The organism is Sedimenticola hydrogenitrophicus (genome assembly GCF_025175675.1).
GTDB lineage: Bacteria > Pseudomonadota > Gammaproteobacteria > Chromatiales > Chromatiaceae > Sedimenticola > Sedimenticola hydrogenitrophicus.
In genome coordinates this window covers 1-22,286 of record NZ_JANIOA010000047.1, presented here as the reverse complement: position 1 = coordinate 22,286, position 22,286 = coordinate 1, and the positions used below count along the sequence as shown (strand labels likewise).

General features: G+C 63.0%; 18 protein-coding genes. 13 read left to right on the top strand and 5 right to left on the bottom strand.

Annotated elements, in window-relative coordinates; translation table 11 throughout:
• The first annotated feature begins 3 nt into the window (after positions 1–3).
• A complete protein-coding gene (locus NPX02_RS18430) occupies positions 4–1,023 on the top strand; it encodes a response regulator (protein WP_260295389.1) in 1,020 nt (339 codons plus the stop codon).
• A 60-nt stretch (positions 1,024–1,083) separates the two neighbouring features.
• On the opposite strand, the gene NPX02_RS18425 is transcribed toward NPX02_RS18430, so the two are convergent.
• Positions 1,084–2,352 (bottom strand): HD-GYP domain-containing protein, encoded by a 1,269-nt coding sequence (locus tag NPX02_RS18425; protein ID WP_260295388.1) that lies wholly within the window; start codon positions 2,350–2,352, stop codon positions 1,084–1,086.
• 250 nt (positions 2,353–2,602) lie between these two features.
• The gene (locus NPX02_RS18420) at positions 2,603–3,406 is read right to left on the bottom strand and encodes a methyltransferase domain-containing protein (RefSeq protein WP_260295386.1); all 804 of its coding nucleotides are present in this window, start codon (positions 3,404–3,406) and stop codon (positions 2,603–2,605) included.
• 120 nt (positions 3,407–3,526) lie between these two features.
• On the opposite strand from NPX02_RS18420, the gene NPX02_RS18415 reads away from it, so the two are divergent.
• Positions 3,527–4,555 carry a GlxA family transcriptional regulator gene (locus NPX02_RS18415; protein WP_260295385.1) on the top strand — a complete coding sequence of 343 codons (1,029 nt, stop codon included), beginning with the start codon at positions 3,527–3,529 and terminating at the stop codon, positions 4,553–4,555.
• A 69-nt stretch (positions 4,556–4,624) separates the two neighbouring features.
• Here NPX02_RS18415 and NPX02_RS18410 read toward each other — a convergent pair whose 3' ends face one another.
• The 3 genes from NPX02_RS18410 to NPX02_RS18400 form a co-directional block, all read right to left on the bottom strand.
• Entirely contained in the window at positions 4,625–5,509 is an 885-nt protein-coding gene (locus NPX02_RS18410) for an AEC family transporter (protein WP_260295384.1), read from the bottom strand.
• Positions 5,510–5,927: 418 nt separating this feature from the next.
• Positions 5,928–6,833, bottom strand: a complete 906-nt coding sequence (locus tag NPX02_RS18405; protein WP_260295383.1) for a response regulator transcription factor — start codon at positions 6,831–6,833, stop codon at positions 5,928–5,930.
• On the bottom strand, positions 6,823–10,206 hold the full coding sequence (locus NPX02_RS18400) for a hybrid sensor histidine kinase/response regulator (RefSeq protein WP_260295382.1): 3,384 nt from the start codon (positions 10,204–10,206) through the stop codon (positions 6,823–6,825). Before NPX02_RS18400 ends, NPX02_RS18405 begins: the two co-directional genes overlap by 11 nt.
• Positions 10,207–10,511: 305 nt before the next feature.
• Between NPX02_RS18400 and urtA the strand changes: the two genes are divergently transcribed.
• The 11 genes from urtA (at position 10,512) to ureG (ending at position 22,185) form a co-directional block, all read left to right on the top strand.
• Positions 10,512–11,744 carry an urea ABC transporter substrate-binding protein gene (gene urtA, locus NPX02_RS18395; RefSeq protein ID WP_470423648.1) on the top strand — a complete coding sequence of 411 codons (1,233 nt, stop codon included), beginning with the start codon at positions 10,512–10,514 and terminating at the stop codon, positions 11,742–11,744.
• A 345-nt stretch (positions 11,745–12,089) separates the two neighbouring features.
• Positions 12,090–13,703: an urea ABC transporter permease subunit UrtB gene (gene urtB, locus NPX02_RS18390; RefSeq protein ID WP_260295379.1), complete on the top strand. Its 1,614-nt coding sequence runs from the start codon at positions 12,090–12,092 to the stop codon at positions 13,701–13,703.
• Positions 13,704–13,706: 3 nt separating this feature from the next.
• Positions 13,707–14,795, top strand: coding sequence for an urea ABC transporter permease subunit UrtC (urtC, locus tag NPX02_RS18385; RefSeq protein WP_260295377.1), 1,089 nt, complete (start codon positions 13,707–13,709; stop codon positions 14,793–14,795).
• The gene (gene urtD, locus NPX02_RS18380; RefSeq protein ID WP_260295376.1) at positions 14,792–15,688 is read left to right on the top strand and encodes an urea ABC transporter ATP-binding protein UrtD; all 897 of its coding nucleotides are present in this window, start codon (positions 14,792–14,794) and stop codon (positions 15,686–15,688) included. Before urtC ends, urtD begins: the two co-directional genes overlap by 4 nt.
• A gap of 202 nt (positions 15,689–15,890) precedes the next feature.
• The gene (urtE, locus tag NPX02_RS18375; protein WP_260295375.1) at positions 15,891–16,586 is read left to right on the top strand and encodes an urea ABC transporter ATP-binding subunit UrtE; all 696 of its coding nucleotides are present in this window, start codon (positions 15,891–15,893) and stop codon (positions 16,584–16,586) included.
• Positions 16,587–16,828: 242 nt separating this feature from the next.
• Positions 16,829–17,656 (top strand): urease accessory protein UreD, encoded by an 828-nt coding sequence (locus NPX02_RS18370; protein WP_260295374.1) that lies wholly within the window; start codon positions 16,829–16,831, stop codon positions 17,654–17,656.
• A gap of 115 nt (positions 17,657–17,771) precedes the next feature.
• Positions 17,772–18,410 (top strand): urease subunit gamma, encoded by a 639-nt coding sequence (ureA, locus tag NPX02_RS18365; protein WP_260295373.1) that lies wholly within the window; start codon positions 17,772–17,774, stop codon positions 18,408–18,410.
• Positions 18,411–18,584: 174 nt separating this feature from the next.
• A complete protein-coding gene (gene ureC, locus NPX02_RS18360) occupies positions 18,585–20,294 on the top strand; it encodes an urease subunit alpha (protein ID WP_260295372.1) in 1,710 nt (569 codons plus the stop codon).
• A 92-nt stretch (positions 20,295–20,386) separates the two neighbouring features.
• A complete protein-coding gene (ureE, locus tag NPX02_RS18355; RefSeq protein ID WP_260295371.1) occupies positions 20,387–20,863 on the top strand; it encodes an urease accessory protein UreE in 477 nt (158 codons plus the stop codon).
• A complete protein-coding gene (locus NPX02_RS18350; RefSeq protein WP_260295369.1) occupies positions 20,847–21,533 on the top strand; it encodes an urease accessory protein UreF in 687 nt (228 codons plus the stop codon). Before ureE ends, NPX02_RS18350 begins: the two co-directional genes overlap by 17 nt.
• 13 nt (positions 21,534–21,546) lie before the next feature.
• A complete protein-coding gene (gene ureG / locus NPX02_RS18345) occupies positions 21,547–22,185 on the top strand; it encodes an urease accessory protein UreG (protein WP_260295368.1) in 639 nt (212 codons plus the stop codon).
• Positions 22,186–22,286: the final 101 nt, after the last annotated feature.

Genomic DNA, 22,286 nt, shown 5'->3' with positions numbered 1-22,286 from the left:
GACATGACGCAAGCCCTTCAATCCGTCCTCTTCGTCGACGATGAACCGCATATTCTGAACACCATGAGGTGGCTGTTCAAACGGCAATACAACGTATTGGTTGCCGACAGTGGTGCCAAGGCCATTGAGATACTGAAACAGCAGAAGGTCGACGTGATCGTCAGCGATCAGAAGATGCCGGGCATGACGGGTGTGGAAGTCCTGCACCAGGCAAAAGAGTTATGCCCGGCCAGTATGCGCATTCTGTTGACCGGGTACTCCGATTTTGATGCCACGGTCGGCTCCGTGAACAAGGGAGAGATATTCCGCTTTGTACAGAAGCCATGGGTAAACAGGGAGTTGAAGGAGGTGGTCAATCTGGCGGCCGATTCCGCCTCACACACTGCCAGCGATATTATAAAAAGTTTCAAGACAAGCCCTGGCGCCTACGCCGAACCGAATGACGCGATGACTGACATTGATAATCCGGCCGTCCTGGTGCTGGATGGTGACCGGGAGAGCAGTGTTCACATCCGCGATAGCCTGATCAATCGTAGCCAGGTGTTCTATACCCATGACATGGAAGCGGCTCTCAACCTGCTCGAGAAAGAGTCTATCGGCGTCATCGTCTCCGAGACCCGGATCGGCCGGAACGACGTCACCTCGATGATCAAACTGCTCAAGCACTATCATCCGGATATCGTCAGTATCGTCATGACCAACTGCAATGATGCGAATACGGTGATTGACCTGATCAACGAGGGGCAGATCTTCCGTTTTCTGACCAAACCGGTGAAACATGGCATGTGTCGACTCTGTATTGAGGCCGGCCTGCGCAAACATAAAGAACTGAAGGCCAATCCCAATCTGGCGAAACGCCACATTGTCGACAAGCACACCCTGGCGGTACGCATTACCGGCGAAACAGAGGGGACAGCTGAGCAGGCACACTCAACCAACCTCTCCGCCGCGTCGGTCAGTAGTGGATTTTTTGCATCGATGATCAATCGCATCAGGGGATTGCGCACCAGCCGTGCCGGCTAGATCAACCCGGCATTGCGGGTTTAAACCCAGGTTGTTTCCATCATCACGAAAGCCGTCTGGTCAGAACAGCCACAGCGGACTCTCCCCTTCCGCCCGATCCTCGCCCTGGGCGATCCGGAAACAGTCCTCGGCATGTTGCCCGGCTAGGGCCACCACCTCCGGGTCGAGTTTTCCGCTCAGCGCAAACTTTTCGAGAATGGACAACACTGCACCGATCTGCATGCCGGCCCGGTAGGGCCGGTCCTGCACCAGGGCCTGAAAGACATCGGCCACGGCGATGATCCGCGCCTCGACGCACAGGTCCAGCTCCCGGGGATGGAAGGGGTAGCCGGCGCCGTTCAGCCCCTCGTGATGGAACGCCGCCCAGTTGGCGATCTCGTCGAGTCCCTTGATATGGCGCAGGATCTCGAAGGTCTCGTAGCTGTGCTGGTTCATGATGGAACGCTCCAGCTCGTTCAGCGGTCCCGCCTTCTCCAGGATACTGTCCGGCATGTGCAACTTGCCCAGGTCGTGCAGCAGGCCGGCGATCTCGATCTTCTCGCACTGTTCGGCCGGCAGGCCGCGGGTCGCCGCCAGGTAGCGGGCCAGAGCGGCCACCCGGACCGAGTGCTGGGCGGTGAACGGGCTCTTCTGATCGACGATATAGGCCAGGATCAGCGACAGCTGCTTGACCTGGGCGATGCTCAACCGCTCGCTGCTGCCGAACCGCCCCATGTCCCACACGTAGCGGGTCACATGCCGGTCCTCCAGGGCGATCCAGAACGCCTCCGACCGCTCGGCCTGTTGAAAGACCTCGACCATCGACGGATCGAAATAGCGGTCGCCATAACCGGCGATGGATTTCACCACCTCCTCCCGGGCCAGCAGGATATCGGTTTCGTAATGGGCGACGGCCAGGACATCGATACGGTCGGAGAGGAAGATGAGGTTGGCCATCCGCTTGTCCCGATCGCTGATATCCAGCCGCCGAAGCTCCTCCCAGGGTGTGTGGTGATAGAGGATGGGGGTGGCGAAGGCGGCCAGTGGCGCAAAGTCCTTCAACAGGCGGTAGCCGATCTCGCAATGGATGTGGGCATCGCTCCAGTCGAAGTGGTTGACCAGGCTGGTGTGCATCTGTTCGGTGGAGACGCCGCAGTCGTGCAGCAGCCCCAGCTCGAAGGCGAACTGGATCTCCTGCTCGCTCCAGCCGAGTTGATGCGCCAGCTGACCGGCGATATAGCCCACCCGCTTGCCGTGGTTGGTATCGTTCATGCCCACTTGCGAGACCGCCGACTCGATGGCAAAAATCATCTGACGAAGATCGATGGTCAGCGTGGCGTATGAACTCATTACAGCACCGGAGGCAGCCCGCACAGTCAGGATACAGTCTATCCCCCTTCGGGGATTTTGGCCGTGTTAACTGCCTAACAGTTGACCTGCCCCAAGAACCTTGTCGACTGCCGAGAATTTACTTATGACCGGGGAAAAAGAGTCTGCACCCGCCCCTGCCGCCGGCGCGGGCGTCGGTAGCAGCCGGTGGAAGAAGCCTGTTCCGGGGTTCCTCCGGACCGGCCCCCTGGCGGGACCCTGGCGCCCCGCCCTACTTGATGGCGCTCAGGATCAACACCGGCATGTCAAAGGCGACCGCCCCCTCCGCTGTCAGGAAGGGCCGGAAGGACTCCTCCGCCTCGGCCGCCAGCCGCCCGAACTGGTATGCATCGAGCAGTCCCCCCAGAGTCCAGGCGCAGGCCCGCTCGGTGGAGACCAGGGCCTCCACGGAGGGAAACACGACCTGGCCGTCATGCCGGTCGACCGTCACTGCCCGGCGCCCCGAGTCGGTAATGCCAGCCGTTTCAGCGCGGGCCACCAGGAGTTCCCGGTGTCCGCAGCTAAAGGGGGCACGGAACGCCTCGGCCACCCCGTCACCGAACAGCCGATGCAACAGTTCGGCCAGCACCGCGTAGCCGGGGGAGTGATCCAGCGCGTCGCAGACCGCGACGGCCAGATGCCCGCCGGGCCGCAGTACCCGCAGCATCTCCCGCAAGGCGGCCGCCTGGTCCTCGAAGAACATGAATCCGAACTGGCTGACCACCCGGTCAAAACTGTCATTCTGGTACGGGATCGCCTCGGCCCGCCCCTGCCGCCAATCGATGGGGACACCTTTTTGCCGGGCGACGTCGAGCATCTCCGGGTTGATATCCAGCCCGCTGACCTCACCATCCGCACCCGCGCGGGCGGCCGCGGCACAGGCCAGCACCCCGGTACCGCACGCCACGTCCAGCACCCGGTCTCCCGGGCCGACTTTCGCCGTATCGGCCAGGACATCACCCCATTGGCGGAACAGCGCCGGGACAAAGTGCCGCTCGTAAACCTCCGCCGGGGAGCCTGAGTATTGACTGTTCATGGACCACCTCCTGTCGGTATGTCGCATTGACGGACAAGTATCAGCATGCCAATTGAGTCTCGCGGGAGTAAGGGGCAAAATGGTCAGAAGCGAGGCGATTCAGCCAGCATGGGAGGGAATATGCCCGATCAAGGGACGATCCATATCAGCCTGGTGGCCACCCCCGAGGTGGATGTCTCCGCCCTGGGCGGCCTGCACGGCGTGCTCAACAGCTTCGCCCACATGGTGCCGGGTTCCGTCGCCTTCCAGGCCAGGGTGGTGGTACCGGACTCGTTCTGGGAGCAGGCCGCGCCGGACGACGGCGTCATCTACAATGTCATGGGCATGCCGTTGCCGCTACAATTCCGCCTCAGCGAGGTGACACGGACCGATGTACTGATCATTCCCTCCCTCTACCTGCTGACCCCGGACTGGCCCGCCGATCCCTACCCCGACCTGACCGCGTGGATCATCCGCATGCATCGCCAGGGCAGCCTGATCTGCTCCGCCTGCACCGGCGCCATGCTGCTGGCGGAGACCGGGCTGCTGGACGGTTATGAGGCCACCCAGCACTGGGCCTTCGAGGCCCTTTTCCGCCGCCATTTTCCCAAGGTCCGGCTGAATATCGACAAGGTGCTGCTCACCACTGGCGCCTCGGAGCGCATCGTCATGTCCGGCGCGTCGGCCGCCTGGCATGACCTGGTACTCCACCTGATCGGACGCTACGCGTCGCCCCAGGCGGCGCGGGCCATTGCCAAGTATTTCCTGCTCAGTAGCCATCTCGACGGACAGGCCCCGTATGTCATGTTCCAGGAGCACCGCCGGCATGGCGACGGCCCGATCCTCGCGGCACAGCAGTGGCTGCAGCAGCACAGCCACCAGCCTCGCCCGCTGGAGCGCGCACAGCAGGCCTCCGGCCTCGCGGCCCGAACCTTCAACCGCCGCTTTCACAAGGCGACCGGACTCAGTCCCATCCGCTATCTGCAACAGTTGCGGATCACCCGGGCCAAGGCGGAACTGGAGGGCACGGACGACCCGGTGGACGAAATCAGCTGGCGGGTGGGTTACGAGGATCCGGCCTTCTTCCGCCGGCTGTTCAAGCGCATCACCGGCATGACGCCGAAGCGGTACCGCCGGACCTTTAAGCTGCGCGACCCCGGCCGGGGATAGCAGTGGTCCGCGGGGCACAACAATGAGCCCGTTCTGCCCGGCAGCGACCCCGTTCCGAACCTTGGCGAATCAGAGCCCGTTCCGTGCCAGGATGTAGGCCAGGGCGAACGGGATCACCAGCAGGCTGCCGAGGTTGCCCAGCATCACGATCGAGGCCACCTTGCGCGGCTCCTGGTTGTACTTCTCCGCCACCATGAAGTTGAGCACCGCCGGCGGCAGCACGCTGAACACCAACAGTTGGCCATATTGCAGCGCCGGTAGGTCGAGCAAGGGGGTGATCAGCAGCACAATGATCAGGCCGGTGGCGGGACAGACCAGGGCGCCGATGACGCCGATGCGCCAGTCGCGCAGATCGACTCCGGTCAGGCGCACCCCCAGCGAGAACAGCATCAGCGGAATCGCCACCTGCCCCACCATCTCGATGGAGACCGACAGCACCTCGGGCAGCACCCAGCCGGTGAGGCTGAAGGCGACACCGGCCACCGTGGCCAGCACCATGGGAATACGCAGGATGCCGATCAGCGAGGTGCGGTGATCCAGCATCTTCATGCCGACGCTGAAGTGCAGGGTGTTCTCGACAATGAACAGCACCACCGCGGCAGGCAAGGCCGCCTCGCCGAAGGCGAACAGGGCCAGCGGCAGCCCCATGTTGCCGGAGTTGGAGAACATCATCGGCGGCACGAAGGTCTTGGGCTCGTAGTGCAGCAGCCGGGCCACGCCCCAGGCCAGCAGACCGGAACCCAGCACCACCGCCAACGACGCCAGCGCCAGTTCCCGATAGGCCCCCAGTTCGAAACTCTTCTGCGACAGCACATAAAAAATCAGCGCCGGCACAAAGATATCCAGGTTGAGCTGGTTGGCGGCGGCCATGTCCGGGGCGTGGCGGCGGCCGTAGAGATAACCCACCAGCACGATGGCGAAAATGGGGAAGACGATACTGAAGATCTGTTGCATGGATGGAACGACCTGAATGCCGGAGACGGTTCTTTTTTTGAGGCGCTAGTATCCCTGTTTAAACGGCGAAAAACCAGCGCCCGGGCCGGGCGGGGCTAGGTCATCCAAACAGGCAACAACTTACCTGATACCCATCATACCTAGCCATACTCGGATACCGTTTATTTAAGCCGCGAATGAACGCGAGGAGTGGTACAGGGATGCACCGTTTACGAACCTGAGGATAGAATGATGCGGTTCGCAAGCTCACCGGCATCCTACCCAGGGACATCGTGGTTTGTAGCCGATGGGGTGAACCGGCGAACCCCAACAGGCTTATTCGCGTTCATTCGCGTTCATTCGCGGCTAACATTTTTTCGCAAGACGGCTGAATCAGCTGGGTGTCCGGGTAGGCTACTGGATGCACGGACAGCGGCTCTCAAACCGTCATCCCCAGCAGCGACTGGATGGCGATGGAGGTGGCGGCGGCGCGGTTGTCCACCTGGATCTTGCTGTAGATCTGCTCCAGGTGCTTGTTGACGGTGCGTGGACTCAACGTAAGGATCTCGCCGATTTCGCGATTGGTCTTGCCCTGTGCCACCCACAGCAGCACCTCGGCCTCACGCTTGGTCACCGGCAGGGCCGCCTCCAGTACCTTGGGGTCGAGCAGCTGGTGCTGATCGACGATGCGCAGCAGGTGCTCGTCGGCATGTACCGTCTTGAAATAACGGATGATCAGGGGCCGCCGGGTGGTGTGAACAATCAGATCCTGGGCCGTATCCCGGCCACCGATCCACTCCCTGATCTGACCGCTGAGGACAAACTCACCGACCGCCACCTCGATGCCGTTGCCGGCCAGCAGCTCCCGCGTCTCCGGGGTGGTCCACAGCACCGCTCCCCGGTCGTTGACCGAGAGAACGTGCTGACGCGCGGAGTCCAGCGCCTCGCGGGCATCGCTGATCAGGTGGGCACTGCGCACATGGGCGGTGATGCGCGCAAGCAGCTCGTCGGGATTGATCGGTTTGGTGATGTAGTCGGTGCCGCCATGCTCGAAGGCCTTGACGATGTGCTCGGGCTCGCTCAGGCCGGTCATGAACAGGATCGGCGTCAGCGGCAGCAAGCAGCGCATCTGGCGGCAGCTTTCAAAACCGTCCATCACCGGCATCAGCGCATCCATCAGCACCACGTCCGGCTGTATCCGGGCGACGATATCCAGCGCCTGCTGGCCGTTGAGCGCCACCAGCACGGTGTAGCCGCCCAGCTGCAGCGCGGTATGAATCATGCCCAGGGAGTCGGGCGAGTCGTCGACCACCAGCACGATGGGATTGTTTCGGTCAAGCGGCATGGTTGAACTCCCGAACGGTGCGCACGAGACCCTCGAGATCACAGGCCTCGGCATGGGTCTTGAGGTAGCCCAGCAGCGCGGAGCCGCCGTAGCGCGTCTCCAGCTCCTCCAACTTCTCCAGCACGCCATTGAGATAACCGATCTTGGCCAGGGAGATCAGCTCGTCGAGCTCGGCCTGTTCAGGTGCGGGCGCAGGCTCGCCCGTCCCCGGGACCGGTGGTGATAGCGTTGTTTCAACGACCTTCGGCGTATCGAACACCCAGGTCAGATCCAGGGCACTGCCGATCTTCTCCAACAGGTTCTCCAGGTTGATCGGTTTGATCAGATACTCGTTGTGCAGCCGGCTGGTGAGCTCTTCACGCTGGTTTTCGATGGCATTGCCGGAGAGCATGAAGATCGGCGCCTCCACCCCCTGACCACGCAGCCGCTGCGCCAGCTCCCAGCCACCCATCAGCGGCATGCGCACATCCAGCAGATAGAGGTCAATCGGCTCGCGCCCGGCGATCGCCAGCCCCTGCCTTGCGGATTCGGCATCGTGCAGGCGGAATCCCAGGGGGCTCAGGAAATCGCGGATCAGCGCCCGGTGCCAGGGTTCGTCATCCACCACCAGCAGGACCTTTCGTGGCCCGGTGTAGCCGAGAATACGCTGTCGGGTTACCGGCGGGCGGCTGGGCTTGTAGACGAACGGCAACATGATGGAGAGGGTGAAGTCGCTACCCACGCCATATCGGCTGCTGAGCGCCAGGTCGCCCCCCATCAGGGTGCAGAGCAGCCGGGAGATGGTGAGGCCCAGGCCGGTACCGGTGACCGAGCGTGTCTCCTCGTTCTGGATGCGCTCGAACGGGGCGTAGATGCGCTCCCGGTCATCTTCCCTGATGCCGATACCGGTATCGCTGACGGTAAATTTGGCGACCTCGTTGCGATAACTGATCTGGAAGCGCACCCGGCCGGCGTGGGTGAACTTGACGGCGTTGGAGAGCAGGTTGGTAAGGATCTGCCGCAGACGCTTCTCGTCGGTGAGGACGTGGTTGGGCAGTTCGCTGTCACAGCGGTATTCGAACCGCAGATGCTTGGCCTGGGCCTGCACCGCGAACGTTTCGGCCAGCTGCTCGACCAGCGTGTGCAGATTGACCTCGTCGCGGTGGATGTCGACGCGCCGTGCCTCGATCTTCGAAATCTCCAGCAAACCCTCGATGACATCGGAGAGGTGTTCGCCATTGCGATGGATCACCTCGGCCGCCTTGCGATTGCGCGCTGCCAGCTGTACGTCCGCCTTCAGCAGTTGCGCGTAACCGAGCACAGTATTGAGCGGCGTACGCAGTTCGTGACTCACCCCGGACAGGTAGCGGCTCTTGGCCTGGTTGGCGGTGACCGCCACCTCCTTGGCATCCTGCAGTTGCCGAGCCGTCAGTTCATGGGCCGCCACCTCGCGGCGCAACAGCGCGGTATGGTGCAGCGAATCCTCCAGCGCCTTGCGCTTGCTATCCTGCGCCAGCACGTAGAGCCACACCAGCACGCCGTTGACAATAAACAGCAACAGGAAGGTCTTGCCCAGCGCCGAGCCGGTGATCGCAGCCTGCGGCGCCGATGCGTAGTCGCCGGAGTGATAGACGATGAAGAACAGCCCGGCAATCACCAGGCTGGTCACCACCAGGATGACCAGGAAGTGGATCACCGTGGCGTGCAGCCGCAATCCCCAGGCCTGGGGAAACAGGCGGCCGAAGGTCTGGCTGAACTGCGCCTGCAGATGGGCCTGCGGCCGGCAGCGGTCGCGACAACTGGCATCCAGGGCACAGCAGAGCGAACAGACATCGCCACCGTACACCGGACAGGCGAGCATGTCCGGGTGCTCGAACCGGTTGGCGCAGATGGCGCAGTCCACCGTATGCTCCTGGCACTCATGGACCGGCGACTCATACTCCCGGGCCAGGTAGTAGCGCCCCCCGGTCAGCCAGGCGATGAGCGGGGCGGTGATAAACGGGATGAACAGGGAAATGAACGGCGCCAGCGCCTTGAAGGTCGGCCCCAGCAGACCCAGTTGTCCGACCATGCCGAGCAGCGAGGCAATCGCCATGGAACCCACGCCCACCGGATTGATGTCGTAAAGCCGGCCACGCTTGAATTCCATCTGCCGGGGGCGCAGGCCCAACGGCCGGTTGATCACCAGATCGGCCACCAGCGAGCCCATCCAGGCCAGCACCAGGGTGGAATAGGTGATCAGGATACTCTCGAACGCCTGATACAGCCCCAGTTCCATCAGCAGCAGGGCGATGGCGACGTTGAAGAAGAGCCAGACGATGCGCCCCGGGTGATGGTGGGTGAGGCGGGAAAAGAAGTTGGACCAGGCGAGCGAACCCGCGTAGGCGTTGGTGACGTTGATCTTGAGCTGGGAGATGATGACGAAGGTGGCCGCCAGCACCAGCGCCACTTCCGGCTGGCTGGTGATGTAGCTGAAGGCGACCAGGTACATGTGGGAGGGGTCGTCGGCCAGCTCCGCCGCCACTCCGTGCTTGAGCGCCAGCACCGCCAGAAAGGAGCCGGCCAGCAGCTTGAGCACCCCGAACAGGGTCCAGCCCGGTCCGGACAGGGTGAGCGCCAGCCACCATTTGCCCGTGCCCTCCTGTGCCTTGGGCAGGAAGCGCAGGAAATCCACCTGTTCCCCGTTCTGGGCGATCAGCGGAAAGATCACCGCGGCCGCGGCGCCGAACAGCAACAGGTCGAAACCGCCCTCGCCGGCCGCCTCCAGACCGGTGAACCGGGTCCATTCCGAGACCGCCTCCGCGTGATGGTAGAGGATGAACAGCAGCGGCGCGAGCTGCAGCACGATCCACAGCGGCTGGGTCCACAACTGAAAGCGGCTGATACGGGTGATGCCGTGGGTCGCCAATGGAATCACCATCAGCGCGCTGACCACATAACCCCACGCCAGGGGAATCCCCAGCAGCAGTTGCAGGGCCATGGACATGATCGCCGCTTCCAGGGCGAAGAAGATAAAGGTGAACGAGGCGTAGATCAGCGAGGAGATGGTGGAGCCGATGTAACCGAAACCGGCACCCCGGGTCAGCAGGTCGATATCCAGGCCCGAGCGCGCGGCGTGGTAGCAGATGGGCAGGCCAAACAGGAAGATCAGGGTACAGACCACCCCGATCGCCCACAGTGAGTTGCCGAAACCGTACTGCAGGGTGATGGCGCCGCCGATCGCCTCCAGGGCGAGGAAGGAGACGATGCCCAGGGCGGTGTTGGCGACCCGCGCATCGGACCACTTGCGCGCCCGGGTCGCGGTAAAACGCAGGGCAAAATCCTCCAGTGTCTCGTTCGCCACCCACTGGTTATAGCGGCGTTTGGTCGGGTTGATCACTGGGGGAGACGCCATCTTGTGCATCATCTCGTCGCTTATCGTTTCGCCATGCACCCTTTTGGGGCGCCCTACCCTAGGTTCTCACCAAGCCAGTGACCATACGTCATTTGACGTATGCCGCTGAGTGTAACGCCGCATGGCGATTCAATCGGCCCGGGGAGAGACTGGAACCGTAAAAAAACAGGCGCCCGGCTACCGGGAAAGCAATTCCAGTGCCAAATCATAAGCAACCCAACATTTTCCAAGATTGTGGAGAGTCCGAGATGAAAACGAGTTACCTGAAAAGCAGCCTGGTATCCATGGCCATCACGCTCGCGGGGATGAGCGGCGCGCAAGCCGCGGAGACCATCAAGGTGGGAATCCTGCATTCCCTCTCCGGCACCATGGCGATCAGTGAAACCACACTGAAGGACACCATGCTGATGCTGATCGACGAACAGAACAAGAAAGGCGGCCTGCTCGGCATGCAGCTGGAACCGGTGGTGGTCGATCCCGCCTCCAACTGGCCGCTGTTTGCCGAGAAGGCGCGCGAGCTGTTGAGCCAGGAGAAGGTGGCCGCCATCTTCGGCAACTGGACCTCGGTATCGCGCAAATCGGTACTGCCGGTGGTGGAGGAGCTGAACGGCCTGCTGTTCTATCCGGTGCAGTACGAGGGCGAGGAGTCGTCGAAGAACGTCTTCTACACCGGGGCGGCCCCAAATCAGCAGGCGATCCCGGCGGTCGATTACCTGATGAACGACATTGGCGTGAAACGCTGGGTGCTGGCCGGTACCGACTATGTCTACCCGCGCACCACCAACAAGATCCTGGAGGCCTATCTGAAGGCCAAGGGTGTGGCCGACAAGGACATCATGATCAACTACACCCCGTTCGGTCACTCCGACTGGCAGTCCATCGTCTCCGAGATCAAGAAGTTCGGCTCCACCGGGGTGAAGACCGCCGTGGTCTCCACCATCAATGGCGACGCCAATGTCCCGTTCTATAAAGAGCTGGGCAATCAGGGCCTCTCGGCCGAGGATATTCCGGTGGTGGCCTTCTCGGTGGGTGAGGAGGAGCTCTCCGGTATTGACACCAAACCGCTGGTGGGTCACCTGGCGGCCTGGAACTACTTCATGAGCGTGGACGCCGAGGCCAACAGCGGCTTTATCGACGCCTGGAAGAGCTTCATCAAGAACGACAAGCGGGTCACCAACGATCCGATGGAGGCCCACTACATCGGCTTCAACATGTGGGTGAAGGCGGTTGAGAAGGCCGGCACCACCGACTCGGACGCCGTACAGCAGGCGATCATCGGCGTCTCGGTGCCCAACCTGACCGGCGGTTACTCCGCCATGCTGCCCAATCACCATGTCACCAAGCCGGTGCTGATCGGCGAGATCCAGGAGAACGGCCAGTTCGAGGTGGTGTGGCAGACCTCCGGTCTGGTGGCCGGGGATGCCTGGTCCGACTTCCTCCCCGGCTCCCGGGACATCATCGCGGACTGGCGGACACCGCTGGCCTGCGGCAACTACAACGTCAAGACCGCGAAATGTTCCGGTCAGAACTACGAGTAACGTCGTACCACTGATACTTGTTATGCAAGTGTGACCAGGCCGGTCCAGTCGGACCGGCCTGATCCCGACCACCAGAGAACGTTGAAGCATAAAAACATGGCTCTATCCCAGTTAGTTGTTGGTGTTGATCAAGCTTGGTGAATCACCCCGTAGGAGCACCTCTGGCGCGAAGGTTTTCGCGGCGAAGCGACGCACAAGGAAGTGCTAATGCCGCGGGAGGCAGGATGCCGGGAGCGGCCACTCCTACAAAAGTACGGTCCCTCATGCAACACCTAACTGGTATCTAGCTAAAAAACATTGGTGGCCTTTATGAAACCCTATAACCCAGAGCAAATAAGTAGGCACATGTCACGGCTTTTAAACTGGATACTGCTGCTTGCCTGCCTCACTGCAGGTCAGCTCTCTGCGCTATACGCCGCCGAAAGCGACACGCCGCTGCATGCGGCGGCCGAATTGTTCAAGTCAAAAAAGTTCGACCAAAAATACCAGGCCATTCAACTGCTGGAGTCCGACGGCAGCGAACAGGCGAAAGAGATCCTTGTCGCCCTGATGGATAGCCGGCTCTACACGCTGAAGCGTGACCAGCGGCTGATTATGCTTGGGCGCCGCAGCGGGAGCCCCGGCGCGGTCGATGCGCTCACCGGCGACTCCGTGGGCGATGTCGCCCGGGGCGCGATGAACAAAATCACCCTGAACAACCGCATGCGCAGCCAGATACGCAATGCCCTGGCGATGCTGGATCTGCGCAACCCGGATAGGCTAAAACGCCTCGCCGCCGTCAACCAGCTGCTGGACCGTCCCGACGCCGCGAGCGCCGCGTTGATTCAGTCCCTGCTGGAACAGGAGAGCGACGAACAGATCCGTGAAGCGATGGAGATCGTCATCGCCCTGGGGAAACTGAGTTCGGGTGACAAAACCGAACGCCTCGCCGCCGTCGAATTGCTGGACGGCAATATCCATCCGGCGGTGCGCAACGGCCTGCTGAAACTGCAGCAGAGTACCGACGACGAGGCATTCGCCGCCGAGATCAAACAGGTACTGGACAATATAAAGGCCACACTGCAGTTCTACAGCCTGGTCGAGAACATCTTCTTCGGCCTCAGCCTCGGCTCGGTGCTGGTGCTGGCCGCCATCGGCCTGGCCATCACCTTCGGCGTCATGGGGGTGATCAACATGGCGCACGGCGAACTGATCATGCTCGGCGCCTACGCCACCTATGTCATGCAGCTGCTGATGCCGGAGCATATCGGCGCCGCGCTGCTGCTCTCCATACCGGTCGCCTTCGTCATCTCCGGGCTGGTCGGCATCGGCATTGAACGGGGTGTGATCCGTTTTCTCTACGGCCGCTCCCTGGAGACCCTGCTGGCCACCTTCGGCATCAGCCTGATCCTGCAGCAGACGGTGCGCTCCATCTTCTCCCCGCTCAACCGCTCGGTGGAGGCGCCGAGCTGGATGAGCGGCAGCTGGGAGATCAACAGCGCCCTCTCCCTTACCCTGAACCGGCTCTATATCATCGCCTTCTGCCTGCTAGTGTTCGCCGCGCTGTTCCTGGTACTGAAAAGAACCCCGCTGGGACTGCAGGTGCGGGCGGTGTCGCAGAACCGGGCCATGGCCCGCGCCATGGGGGTGCGCTCGGAGTGGGTGGACGCCATGACCTTCGGTCTCGGCTCCGGCATCGCCGGGGTGGCCGGGGTCGCCCTCAGCCAGCTGACCAACGTGGGCCCCAACCTGGGCCAGTCCTACATCATCGACAGCTTCATGGTGGTGGTGTTCGGCGGCGTCGGCAACCTCTGGGGCACCCTGGTGAGCGGCATGGGGCTGGGCATCGCCAACAAGTTTCTCGAACCCTGGTCCGGCGCCGTGCTGGCCAAGATCCTGGTGCTGGTGTTCATCATCCTGTTTATCCAGAAACGGCCGCGCGGACTGTTCCCGCAGAAAGGCCGGGCGGCGGAGGGCTGAGTCATGGGGCTGCTGAAGCTGTTGCAACAGGATCGTGGCGGCCAGGTGTTCCTGGGCCTGCTGGCGCTGGCCGCCGTGCTGGTGCCGCTGCTCAACCAGCTGCTGCCCGAGAGCCATGCGCTGCACCTCTCCACCTACACCGTCACCCTGCTGGGCAAGTATCTCGCCTTCGCCCTGCTGGCGATCGCCGTGGACCTCGCCTGGGGCTATCTGGGCATACTCAGTCTCGGCCACGGCGCCTTCTTCGCCCTCGGCGGCTACGCCATGGGCATGTACCTGATGCGCCAGATCGGCGAGCGCGGCGTGTATGGCGACCCGGTGCTGCCGGATTTCATGGTGTTCCTCAACTGGGACGCCCTGCCCTGGTTCTGGTACGGCTTCGACATGTTCTGGTTCGCCGCCCTGATGGTGATGCTGGCGCCCGGCCTGCTGGCGTTTGTGTTCGGCTGGCTGGCCTTTCGCTCGCGGGTGACCGGGGTCTATCTCTCCATCATGACCCAAGCCCTGACCTATGCCCTGATGCTCGCCTTCTTCCGCAACGAGATGGGCTTTGGCGGCAACAACGGGCTGACCGATTTCAAGGAGCTGCTCGGCTTCGATCTGCAGGCGGACAGCACCCGCATCGGGCTATTCGTGGTGACCGCGCTGATGCTGGCCCTGGGCTATATCGTCTGCCGGGCCATTGTCCAGTCCCGACTGGGACGGGTGGCGGTGGCGGTGCGCGACGCGGAAGACCGCACCCGCTTTGTCGGTTACCGGGTGGAGCATGTGAAGCTGGCCATCTTCACCTTCTCCGCGGTACTGGCCGGCATCGCCGGGGCCCTCTACGTGCCCCAGGTGGGCATCATCAACCCGGGGGAGTTCTCCCCGCTCAACTCCATCGAGATCGTCATCTGGGTGGCCGTAGGTGGACGCGGCACCCTGTACGGCGCCGCCGCCGGCGCCCTGATGGTCAACTATGGCAAGACCTACCTGACCGGGGCCCTGCCGGAGGTGTGGCTGTTTGCCCTCGGCGCGCTGTTCGTGCTGGTCACCATCCTGCTGCCCCGGGGGCTGATCGGCCTGATGAAACGAAGAGGCGCAACCTCATGAATTCACTGGACAACCTGCGAGCGGTGATGCGGCGTGACCGGGTATTCGATTTCATGCTGCAGACCACCGGGCTGGAGGTGGATCTGAGCCACGGCACCATCCTCTACCTGGAGGATATCTCGGTCAGCTTCGACGGCTTCAGGGCGATCAACGACCTGAACCTCTATATCGACGCCGGCGAGCTGCGCTGCATCATCGGTCCCAACGGCGCCGGCAAGACCACCATGATGGACATCATCACCGGCAAGACTCGACCGGACAAGGGCAGCGCCCACTTCGGACAGAACATCAACCTGCTGCAGCTCAGCGAACCGGAGATCGCCCAGGCGGGAATCGGCCGCAAGTTCCAAAAACCGACGGTATTCGAGTACCACACGGTATTCGAAAACCTGGAGCTCTCCATGGCCGGGGAGCGGCGCATCTGGCCCACCCTCACCGCGCAATTGGACGGGGCGCAGCGGCAGCACATCGACGAGGTGCTGGAGATCATCGCCCTGCAGGCACACCGCGACCGCAATGCCGGCGCTCTCTCCCACGGCCAGAAGCAGTGGCTGGAGATCGGCATGCTGCTGATGCAGAACCCGAAGCTGCTGCTGGTGGACGAGCCGGTAGCCGGCATGACCCACCAGGAGATGGAGCGCACCGCCGAACTGCTCACCGCGCTGGCCGGCGACCACACGGTGGTGGTGGTAGAGCATGACATGGATTTCATCCGTTCCATCGCGCGCAAGGTGACGGTGCTGCATCAGGGCAGCGTGCTGGCCGAGGGGAGCATGGATGAGGTGCAGAACGACCCCCGGGTGGTAGAAGTCTATTTGGGCGGTAACTGCTCACTCGGGGGGCATCAAACTCCCTCCCTTGCACCACAGAGGCACAGAGGACACAGAGGTTAACTGAACAATACATCGCCGCGGATACCGTAGGGTGCCGGTGAGCTTGCGAACCGCGCCGCTGCCGCCCCCATGCGATGCGGTTCGTTTCACTCACCGCATCCTACGATTTCGCGGGAGAAACTTGTGGATTCTCTGTGCTCTCTGTGTCTCCGTGGTGTGGACAGGGGGCGAGTAGTTGAGGCGAATAATTGGGAAAAATCAGATGCTGAAGGTCGAACAAATCAATCAGTTCTACGGCGAGAGCCATACCCTTTGGGATCTGGATCTCCATGTCCCCGAAGGCCAGTGCACCTGCCTGATGGGCCGCAACGGGGTCGGCAAGACCACGCTGTTGCAATGCGTGATGGGACTGCTGCCGTTCCGCTCGGGCGAGATCCGCTTCGCCGGCGACTCGCTCAACCGGCAGATCGCCGAGCGGCGCGCCCCGCTCGGCATCGGTTACGTGCCCCAGGGGCGGCAGATCTTCCCGCTGCTCACGGTGGAGGAGAACCTGCGTATCGGCCTGCCGGCGCGCCGCGAAAAAGGCAACAGGATCCCGCCTTTCATCTTTGAACTGTTCCCGGTGCTGAAGGAGATGCTGGGGCGGCGCGGCGGCGACCTCTCCGGCGGCCAGCAGCAGCAGCTGGCCATCGGCCGCGCCCTGGTGATCGATCCCAAGCTGCTGATCCTGGATGAGCCGACCGAGGGGATTCAACCCAATATCGTGCAGGAGATCGGCGACATCATCCTGCGCCTGAACCGGGAGATCGGACTCACGGTGCTGCTGGTGGAGCAGAAGCTGCCCTTCGCCCGCAAGGTGGCGGACCGCTACTGCATACTGGATCGCGGCCGCCAGGTGGCGGCCGGCGAAATAGCCGGACTCAACGACGAACTGATTCGTCAGTACCTGACGGTGTGAAGATGGTGGAACCGGCGATCCGTTCACGAGCATTACACATTTGTCCGGAGGGAGTGGCGGCTTCTGCCGAGGGCGTCTGCCGCCAGGATGGCGGCAGCGAGCCCCCAGGAGGAGTGGTACAGGGATGTACCGTTTACGGAGCCGAGGATGCAATGGGTTTACGGCGTCCCTCGTCAGACGGTGCCACTCCCGCCACCGCGAATTCAGAACAATTATCTAGTATCCCCAATGGTCCAGATGCCATGGGTAGCACCGGATGGCAGGCCGCCCTGCGCCTGGGGTTCAGGCAGATCGCCGGAAAGACCCTGCTGGCCGAACGCAGTCGCCAGGGTCCGCTGGCGGTGCAGCGGGCGCTCTACCCGGAGGGCGATTGCTGCCATGTCTACCTGCTGCATCCGCCCGGCGGCGTGGCCGGTGGCGACCAGCTGCGGATCAGCGCCGATGTGGCCAAGGACGCCACGGCGCTGGTGACCACCCCCGGTGCCACCAAGTTCTACCGCAGCGCCGGTCCCTGGGCCACGCAGCGACAGACACTCCGAGTTACGGATGGCTGCCTGGAGTGGTTGCCGCAGGAGAACATCATTTTTCCGGGGGCCCGGATCGAGCTGGCGACCACCGTGCAGCTTGAAGGCAATGCCCGCTTCATCGGCTGGGAGATTCACTGTCTCGGCCGCCCGGTGATTGACGAGGCCTTCGACCACGGCGCGGCGCTGTTCCGGTTCAGCCTGTTCAGGGACGGTCTGCCGCTGCTGCATGAGCGGCTGGAGGTAAACGGACAGGCCGATCTTGGCGCCAGCGCCGGACTGCGTCACCATCCGGTGCTCGGCACCCTCATTGCCACCACCGGGGCCACCGCCGGAGATAACGGCCTGCTGGACAGGATCCGCGCGCAGCTCCCTGAATCGCAACGGAACAGGCTGGGCATTACCGAGGTGGACGGCCTGTTCATCGCCCGCTACCTGGGGGACTCCACCGAAACCGCCCGTGCCCTGTTCAGCGCCATCTGGAAAGCGCTGCGACCCGCCGTGGTCGATCGTCCGCCCTGCGTGCCGCGCATATGGAATACCTGATATTGAGTAACTACTCACCCGGCCTGCAAGAGATTGGCCTGGCTTGTTGGCCAATCGCTTGCAGGCTGGGTGAGTAGTTACGATATTTAAACCTGATATTTTTAAGGAGTCATTCATGGATCTCACCCCCCGGGAAAAAGACAAACTGCTGCTGTTCACCGCCGCCCTGCTGGCGGAGCGGCGCCTGGCGAGAGGCGTGAAACTGAACTATCCCGAGGCGATCGCCTACATCAGCGCCGCCATTCTGGAAGGGGCTCGCGATGGCCGGACGGTCGCCGAACTGATGGATTACGGCCGCACCCTGCTCACCTCGGTGGATGTGATGGAGGGGGTCGCGGCCATGATCCACGACGTGCAGGTGGAGGCGACCTTCCCGGACGGCACCAAGCTGGTGACGGTGCATGACCCCATCCTACCCTCGGACAACGCCCCTGCGGACACGCTCATCCCCGGCGAGATCATCACCGCGCCCGGCGAGCGCGAGCTCAACAGCGGCCGCGAAACCGTGAGCCTGTCGGTCGCCAACAGCGGCGACCGGCCGATCCAGGTTGGCTCCCACTACCACTTTGCCGAAGCCAACCCGGCCCTGGAATTCGAGCGCGACAAGGCGCGCGGCTTTCGCCTGGATATTCCCGCCGGCACCGCCGTGCGTTTCGAACCCGGCCAGACCCGGCAGGTGACCCTGGTCGCCTACGCCGGCGAGCGCAAGGTGTACGGTTTCAACGGCGCGGTGATGGGTAACCTGGAGGAATAGGCAATGCAAGTATCAGCAACAGAACTGTAGGGTGGATAAGCTTGCGCATCCACCATCAACTGATTCAGCGTGGATGCGCCTACCGGCTTATCCACCCTACGACACCACCGCTTTCGCAAGCATTTCCGTGATCAGGTGACATCGTCCTGATTAAATGATGGGGAGAATTGAACAATGGCAATAATCACTAACCGGGCCTATGCCGAAATGTATGGGCCGACCGTGGGCGACCGGGTACGGCTGGGCGACACCGCCCTGCTGATCGAGGTCGAGCAGGACCACACCATTTACGGCGACGAGGTGAAGTTCGGCGGCGGCAAGGTCATCCGCGACGGCATGGGCCAGAGCCAGCGGCCGTCGTCGGAACCAGGTGTGGTGGACACGGTGATCACCAACGCCCTGATCCTGGACCACTGGGGCATCGTCAAGGCCGACGTGGGGATCAGGAACGGCCGCATCAGCGCCATCGGCAAGGCGGGCAATCCGGATGTGCAGCCGGGCGTGAATATCATCATCGGACCGGGTACCGAGGCGATCGCCGGCGAGGGGAGCATCCTCACCGCCGGCGGTATCGATGCCCATATCCACTTCATCTGCCCGCAGCAGGTGGAGGATGCGCTGATGTCCGGGGTCACCACCATGCTCGGCGGCGGCACCGGCCCGGCCACCGGCACCAACGCCACCACCTGCACCCCCGGCCCGTGGAATATCCATCGCATGCTGGAGGCGGCGGATGGGCTGCCGATGAATCTCGGCTTTCTCGGCAAGGGCAACGCCAGCCTGCCGCAAGCCCTGGAGGAGCAGGTGGCGGCCGGGGCCATCGGCCTGAAACTGCACGAGGACTGGGGCACCACCCCGGCGGCCATCGACAACTGCCTGACGGTGGCCGACGCCTTCGACGTCCAGGTGGCGATCCATACCGACACCCTCAACGAGTCGGGCTTTGTCGAGCACACCCTGGCGGCCATGAAGGGGCGCACCATCCACACCTATCACACCGAGGGGGCCGGCGGCGGCCATGCACCGGATATCATCAAGGCGTGCGGCCAGGCCAACGTGCTGCCCTCCTCCACAAATCCCACCCGCCCCTACACCGTCAACACCATCGACGAGCACCTGGACATGCTGATGGTCTGCCACCACCTGGACCCCAACATCGCCGAGGATGTGGCCTTCGCCGAGTCGCGTATCCGCCGCGAGACCATCGCCGCCGAGGATATCCTGCACGACCTGGGCGCCTTCTCCATGATCGCCTCCGACTCCCAGGCGATGGGTCGGGTCGGCGAGGTGATCACCCGCACCTGGCAGACCGCGCACAAGATGAAGCAGCAGCGCGGTAGCCTGGCCGGGGATCCGGCGCGGCACGACAACCTGCGCGCCAAACGCTATATCGCCAAGTACACCATCAACCCCGCCATCGCCCACGGTATCGCCCACGAGGTGGGTTCGGTGGAGGTGGGCAAGCTGGCCGACCTGGTGCTGTGGAAACCGGCCCTGTTCGGCACCAAGCCGAGCTTGATCATCAAGGGGGGCCTGATCGCCGCCGCGCCGATGGGCGATCCCAACGCCTCCATCCCCACGCCGCAGCCGGTGCACTACCGACCCATGTTCGCCGCCGTGGGCCGGGCGATGTATTCCACCCGCATGACCTTTCTCTCCAAGGCCGGGCTGGGCGCCGGAATTGCCGAGCGGCTGCGCCTGCAGTCGCTCATCGGCGTGGTGCGCGATTGCCGCCATGTCACCAAGGCAGACATGCGGCTGAACGACTACCAGCCGCTGATCGAGGTGGACCCGCAGACTTACCAGGTGCGCGCCGATGGTGAGCTGCTGACCTGCGAGCCGGCGGCGTCGCTGCCGCTGGCGCAGCGCTTTTTTCTGTTTTAGCTCAGCGCAGAAACGATGGGTGGAGGAGGAACGACGTAACCCATCAAACAGTTATAGGGCGCCAACCACGTCAAGATTCAAGGACCCATGTGATGATCAAACTCATTGAAAAGACCGCCGGCCTCGCGGCTGTGAATACCACCCTTACGCTGCCGCTGCAGAGCCGCATCAAGTGCCGGCTGCGGGTCACCCTGGACAATGGCGAGGATGCCGGCCTGTTTCTGCCGCGCGGCAGCACGCTTGTGGACGGCGATCTGCTGCGTGCCGACAACGGCTATACGGTGAAGGTCATCGCCGCCCGGGAAACCCTCTCAAACGTGGTCAGTGACGACCCCCATCTTCTCGCCAGGGCCTGTTACCACCTGGGCAACCGGCATGTTCAGATCGAAATACAACCCGACCGGGTCAGCTATCCGCATGACCATGTGCTGGACGGAATGTTGCGTGGTCTAGGACTGCAGGTGACGGTCACCGAGGCCCCGTTCGAGCCGGAACCGGGCGCCTATGGCGGCAGTGCGGAAAACGGCCATCTGCACGCACAGGGAGCCGGTCATGGCCACCACCATTGAGCCGGATGTCGCCCGCCTGCGGCTGCTGCATCTGGTCAGCCCCTCGCTGCCGGTCGGCGCCTTCACCTACTCCCAGGGGCTGGAATGGGCGGTGGAGTGCGGCTGGGTCAGTGATGAAGCCGGATTGAAGGACTGGCTCGGTTGCCTGATGCACAGCGGCATGAGCCGGTTGGAGATCCCGTTGCTGGCCCGGCTCTACCAGGCCAGCGCCGACAACGACGACACCGCGCTCGCCTACTGGAGCCGCTATCTGCTGGCCTGCCGCGAGACTCGTGAGCTGCGGGAAGAGGAGCGTAACCGCGGCCGGGCGCTGGCCAGCCTGCTGCCGCACCTCGGTATCCCGGTATCGGCAACGCGGATGCCGATCCTTAGAAGCTGCCAGTTGGCCGGCTTCGCCCTGGCCGCGCAACACTGGGACATCCCCCTGCGCCAGGCCGCCGAGGGCTACCTCTGGGGCTGGCTGGAGAACACCACCCTGGCCGGGGTCAAGATCGTGCCCCTGGGACAGACCGCGGGGCAGCAGATCATCGCCGCCCTGACCGGCGACATCCCCCGACTGGTGGAGCGCGGCCTGAACCTGGAAGACGAGGTGATCGGCGCCTCCTGTCCGGCCCAGGCGCTGGCCAGCAGCCTGCACGAAACCCAATACACCCGACTCTACAGATCATGAAGGGAGCAACACCATGAACAGCACACCTCTACGTATCGGCGTCGGCGGCCCGGTCGGCTCCGGCAAGACCGCGCTGTTGGACGCCCTGTGCAAGGCGATGCGCGACCGCTACCAGCTGGCCGTGGTCACCAATGACATCTACACCCAGGAGGACGCCCGCTTCCTCATCCACAGCCAGGCGCTGGCGGCGGAGCGGATCATCGGTGTGGAGACCGGCGGTTGTCCGCACACGGCCATTCGCGAGGATGCCTCGATGAACCTGGCCGCCGTGGAGGACCTGTGCGAGCGCTTCCCCGATCTGGACCTGGTGTTCATCGAGAGCGGCGGCGACAACCTCAGCGCCACCTTCAGCCCGGAACTGGCCGACCTCACTATCTATGTGCTGGACGTGGCCGAGGGCGAAAAGATGCCGCGCAAGGGTGGTCCCGGCATCACCCGCTCCGACCTGCTGGTGATCAACAAGATCGACCTCGCCCCCTATGTGGGTGCCTCGCTGGAGGTGATGGCTCAGGACACCCGGCGCATGCGCGGGGACAACCCGTTCGTCTTCTCCAACATGAAGATCTGTCAGGGGCTTTCTGAGATCATCGCCTTCATCGAGCACCGGGGCATGCTCACGGAATCGACGACGGAGGATTTAACCGCGTCTTAATGACTCGGTTAACAGCACCCTTCCCCGGGCATATAAAGGACGTGCAAAGTTAATTCGGTAAAGAATACAGGATAAATAATCGCGGTTGCTCTTAAATTTCT

Excerpts from the sequence above, each read along its gene's own strand:
- NPX02_RS18430 (WP_260295389.1), top strand. The coding sequence starts at position 4 with ATGACGCAAGCCCTTCAATCCGTCCTCTTCGTCGACGATGAACCGCAT.
- NPX02_RS18425 (WP_260295388.1), bottom strand. The coding sequence starts at position 2,352 with ATGAGTTCATACGCCACGCTGACCATCGATCTTCGTCAGATGATTTTT.
- NPX02_RS18420 (WP_260295386.1), bottom strand. The coding sequence starts at position 3,406 with ATGAACAGTCAATACTCAGGCTCCCCGGCGGAGGTTTACGAGCGGCAC.
- NPX02_RS18415 (WP_260295385.1), top strand. The coding sequence starts at position 3,527 with ATGCCCGATCAAGGGACGATCCATATCAGCCTGGTGGCCACCCCCGAG.
- NPX02_RS18410 (WP_260295384.1), bottom strand. The coding sequence starts at position 5,509 with ATGCAACAGATCTTCAGTATCGTCTTCCCCATTTTCGCCATCGTGCTG.
- NPX02_RS18405 (WP_260295383.1), bottom strand. The coding sequence starts at position 6,833 with ATGCCGCTTGACCGAAACAATCCCATCGTGCTGGTGGTCGACGACTCG.
- NPX02_RS18400 (WP_260295382.1), bottom strand. The coding sequence starts at position 10,206 with ATGGCGTCTCCCCCAGTGATCAACCCGACCAAACGCCGCTATAACCAG.
- urtA (WP_470423648.1), top strand. The coding sequence starts at position 10,512 with ATGAGCGGCGCGCAAGCCGCGGAGACCATCAAGGTGGGAATCCTGCAT.
- urtB (WP_260295379.1), top strand. The coding sequence starts at position 12,090 with ATGTCACGGCTTTTAAACTGGATACTGCTGCTTGCCTGCCTCACTGCA.
- urtC (WP_260295377.1), top strand. The coding sequence starts at position 13,707 with ATGGGGCTGCTGAAGCTGTTGCAACAGGATCGTGGCGGCCAGGTGTTC.
- urtD (WP_260295376.1), top strand. The coding sequence starts at position 14,792 with ATGAATTCACTGGACAACCTGCGAGCGGTGATGCGGCGTGACCGGGTA.
- urtE (WP_260295375.1), top strand. The coding sequence starts at position 15,891 with ATGCTGAAGGTCGAACAAATCAATCAGTTCTACGGCGAGAGCCATACC.
- NPX02_RS18370 (WP_260295374.1), top strand. The coding sequence starts at position 16,829 with ATGGGTAGCACCGGATGGCAGGCCGCCCTGCGCCTGGGGTTCAGGCAG.
- ureA (WP_260295373.1), top strand. The coding sequence starts at position 17,772 with ATGGATCTCACCCCCCGGGAAAAAGACAAACTGCTGCTGTTCACCGCC.
- ureC (WP_260295372.1), top strand. The coding sequence starts at position 18,585 with ATGGCAATAATCACTAACCGGGCCTATGCCGAAATGTATGGGCCGACC.
- ureE (WP_260295371.1), top strand. The coding sequence starts at position 20,387 with ATGATCAAACTCATTGAAAAGACCGCCGGCCTCGCGGCTGTGAATACC.
- NPX02_RS18350 (WP_260295369.1), top strand. The coding sequence starts at position 20,847 with ATGGCCACCACCATTGAGCCGGATGTCGCCCGCCTGCGGCTGCTGCAT.
- ureG (WP_260295368.1), top strand. The coding sequence starts at position 21,547 with ATGAACAGCACACCTCTACGTATCGGCGTCGGCGGCCCGGTCGGCTCC.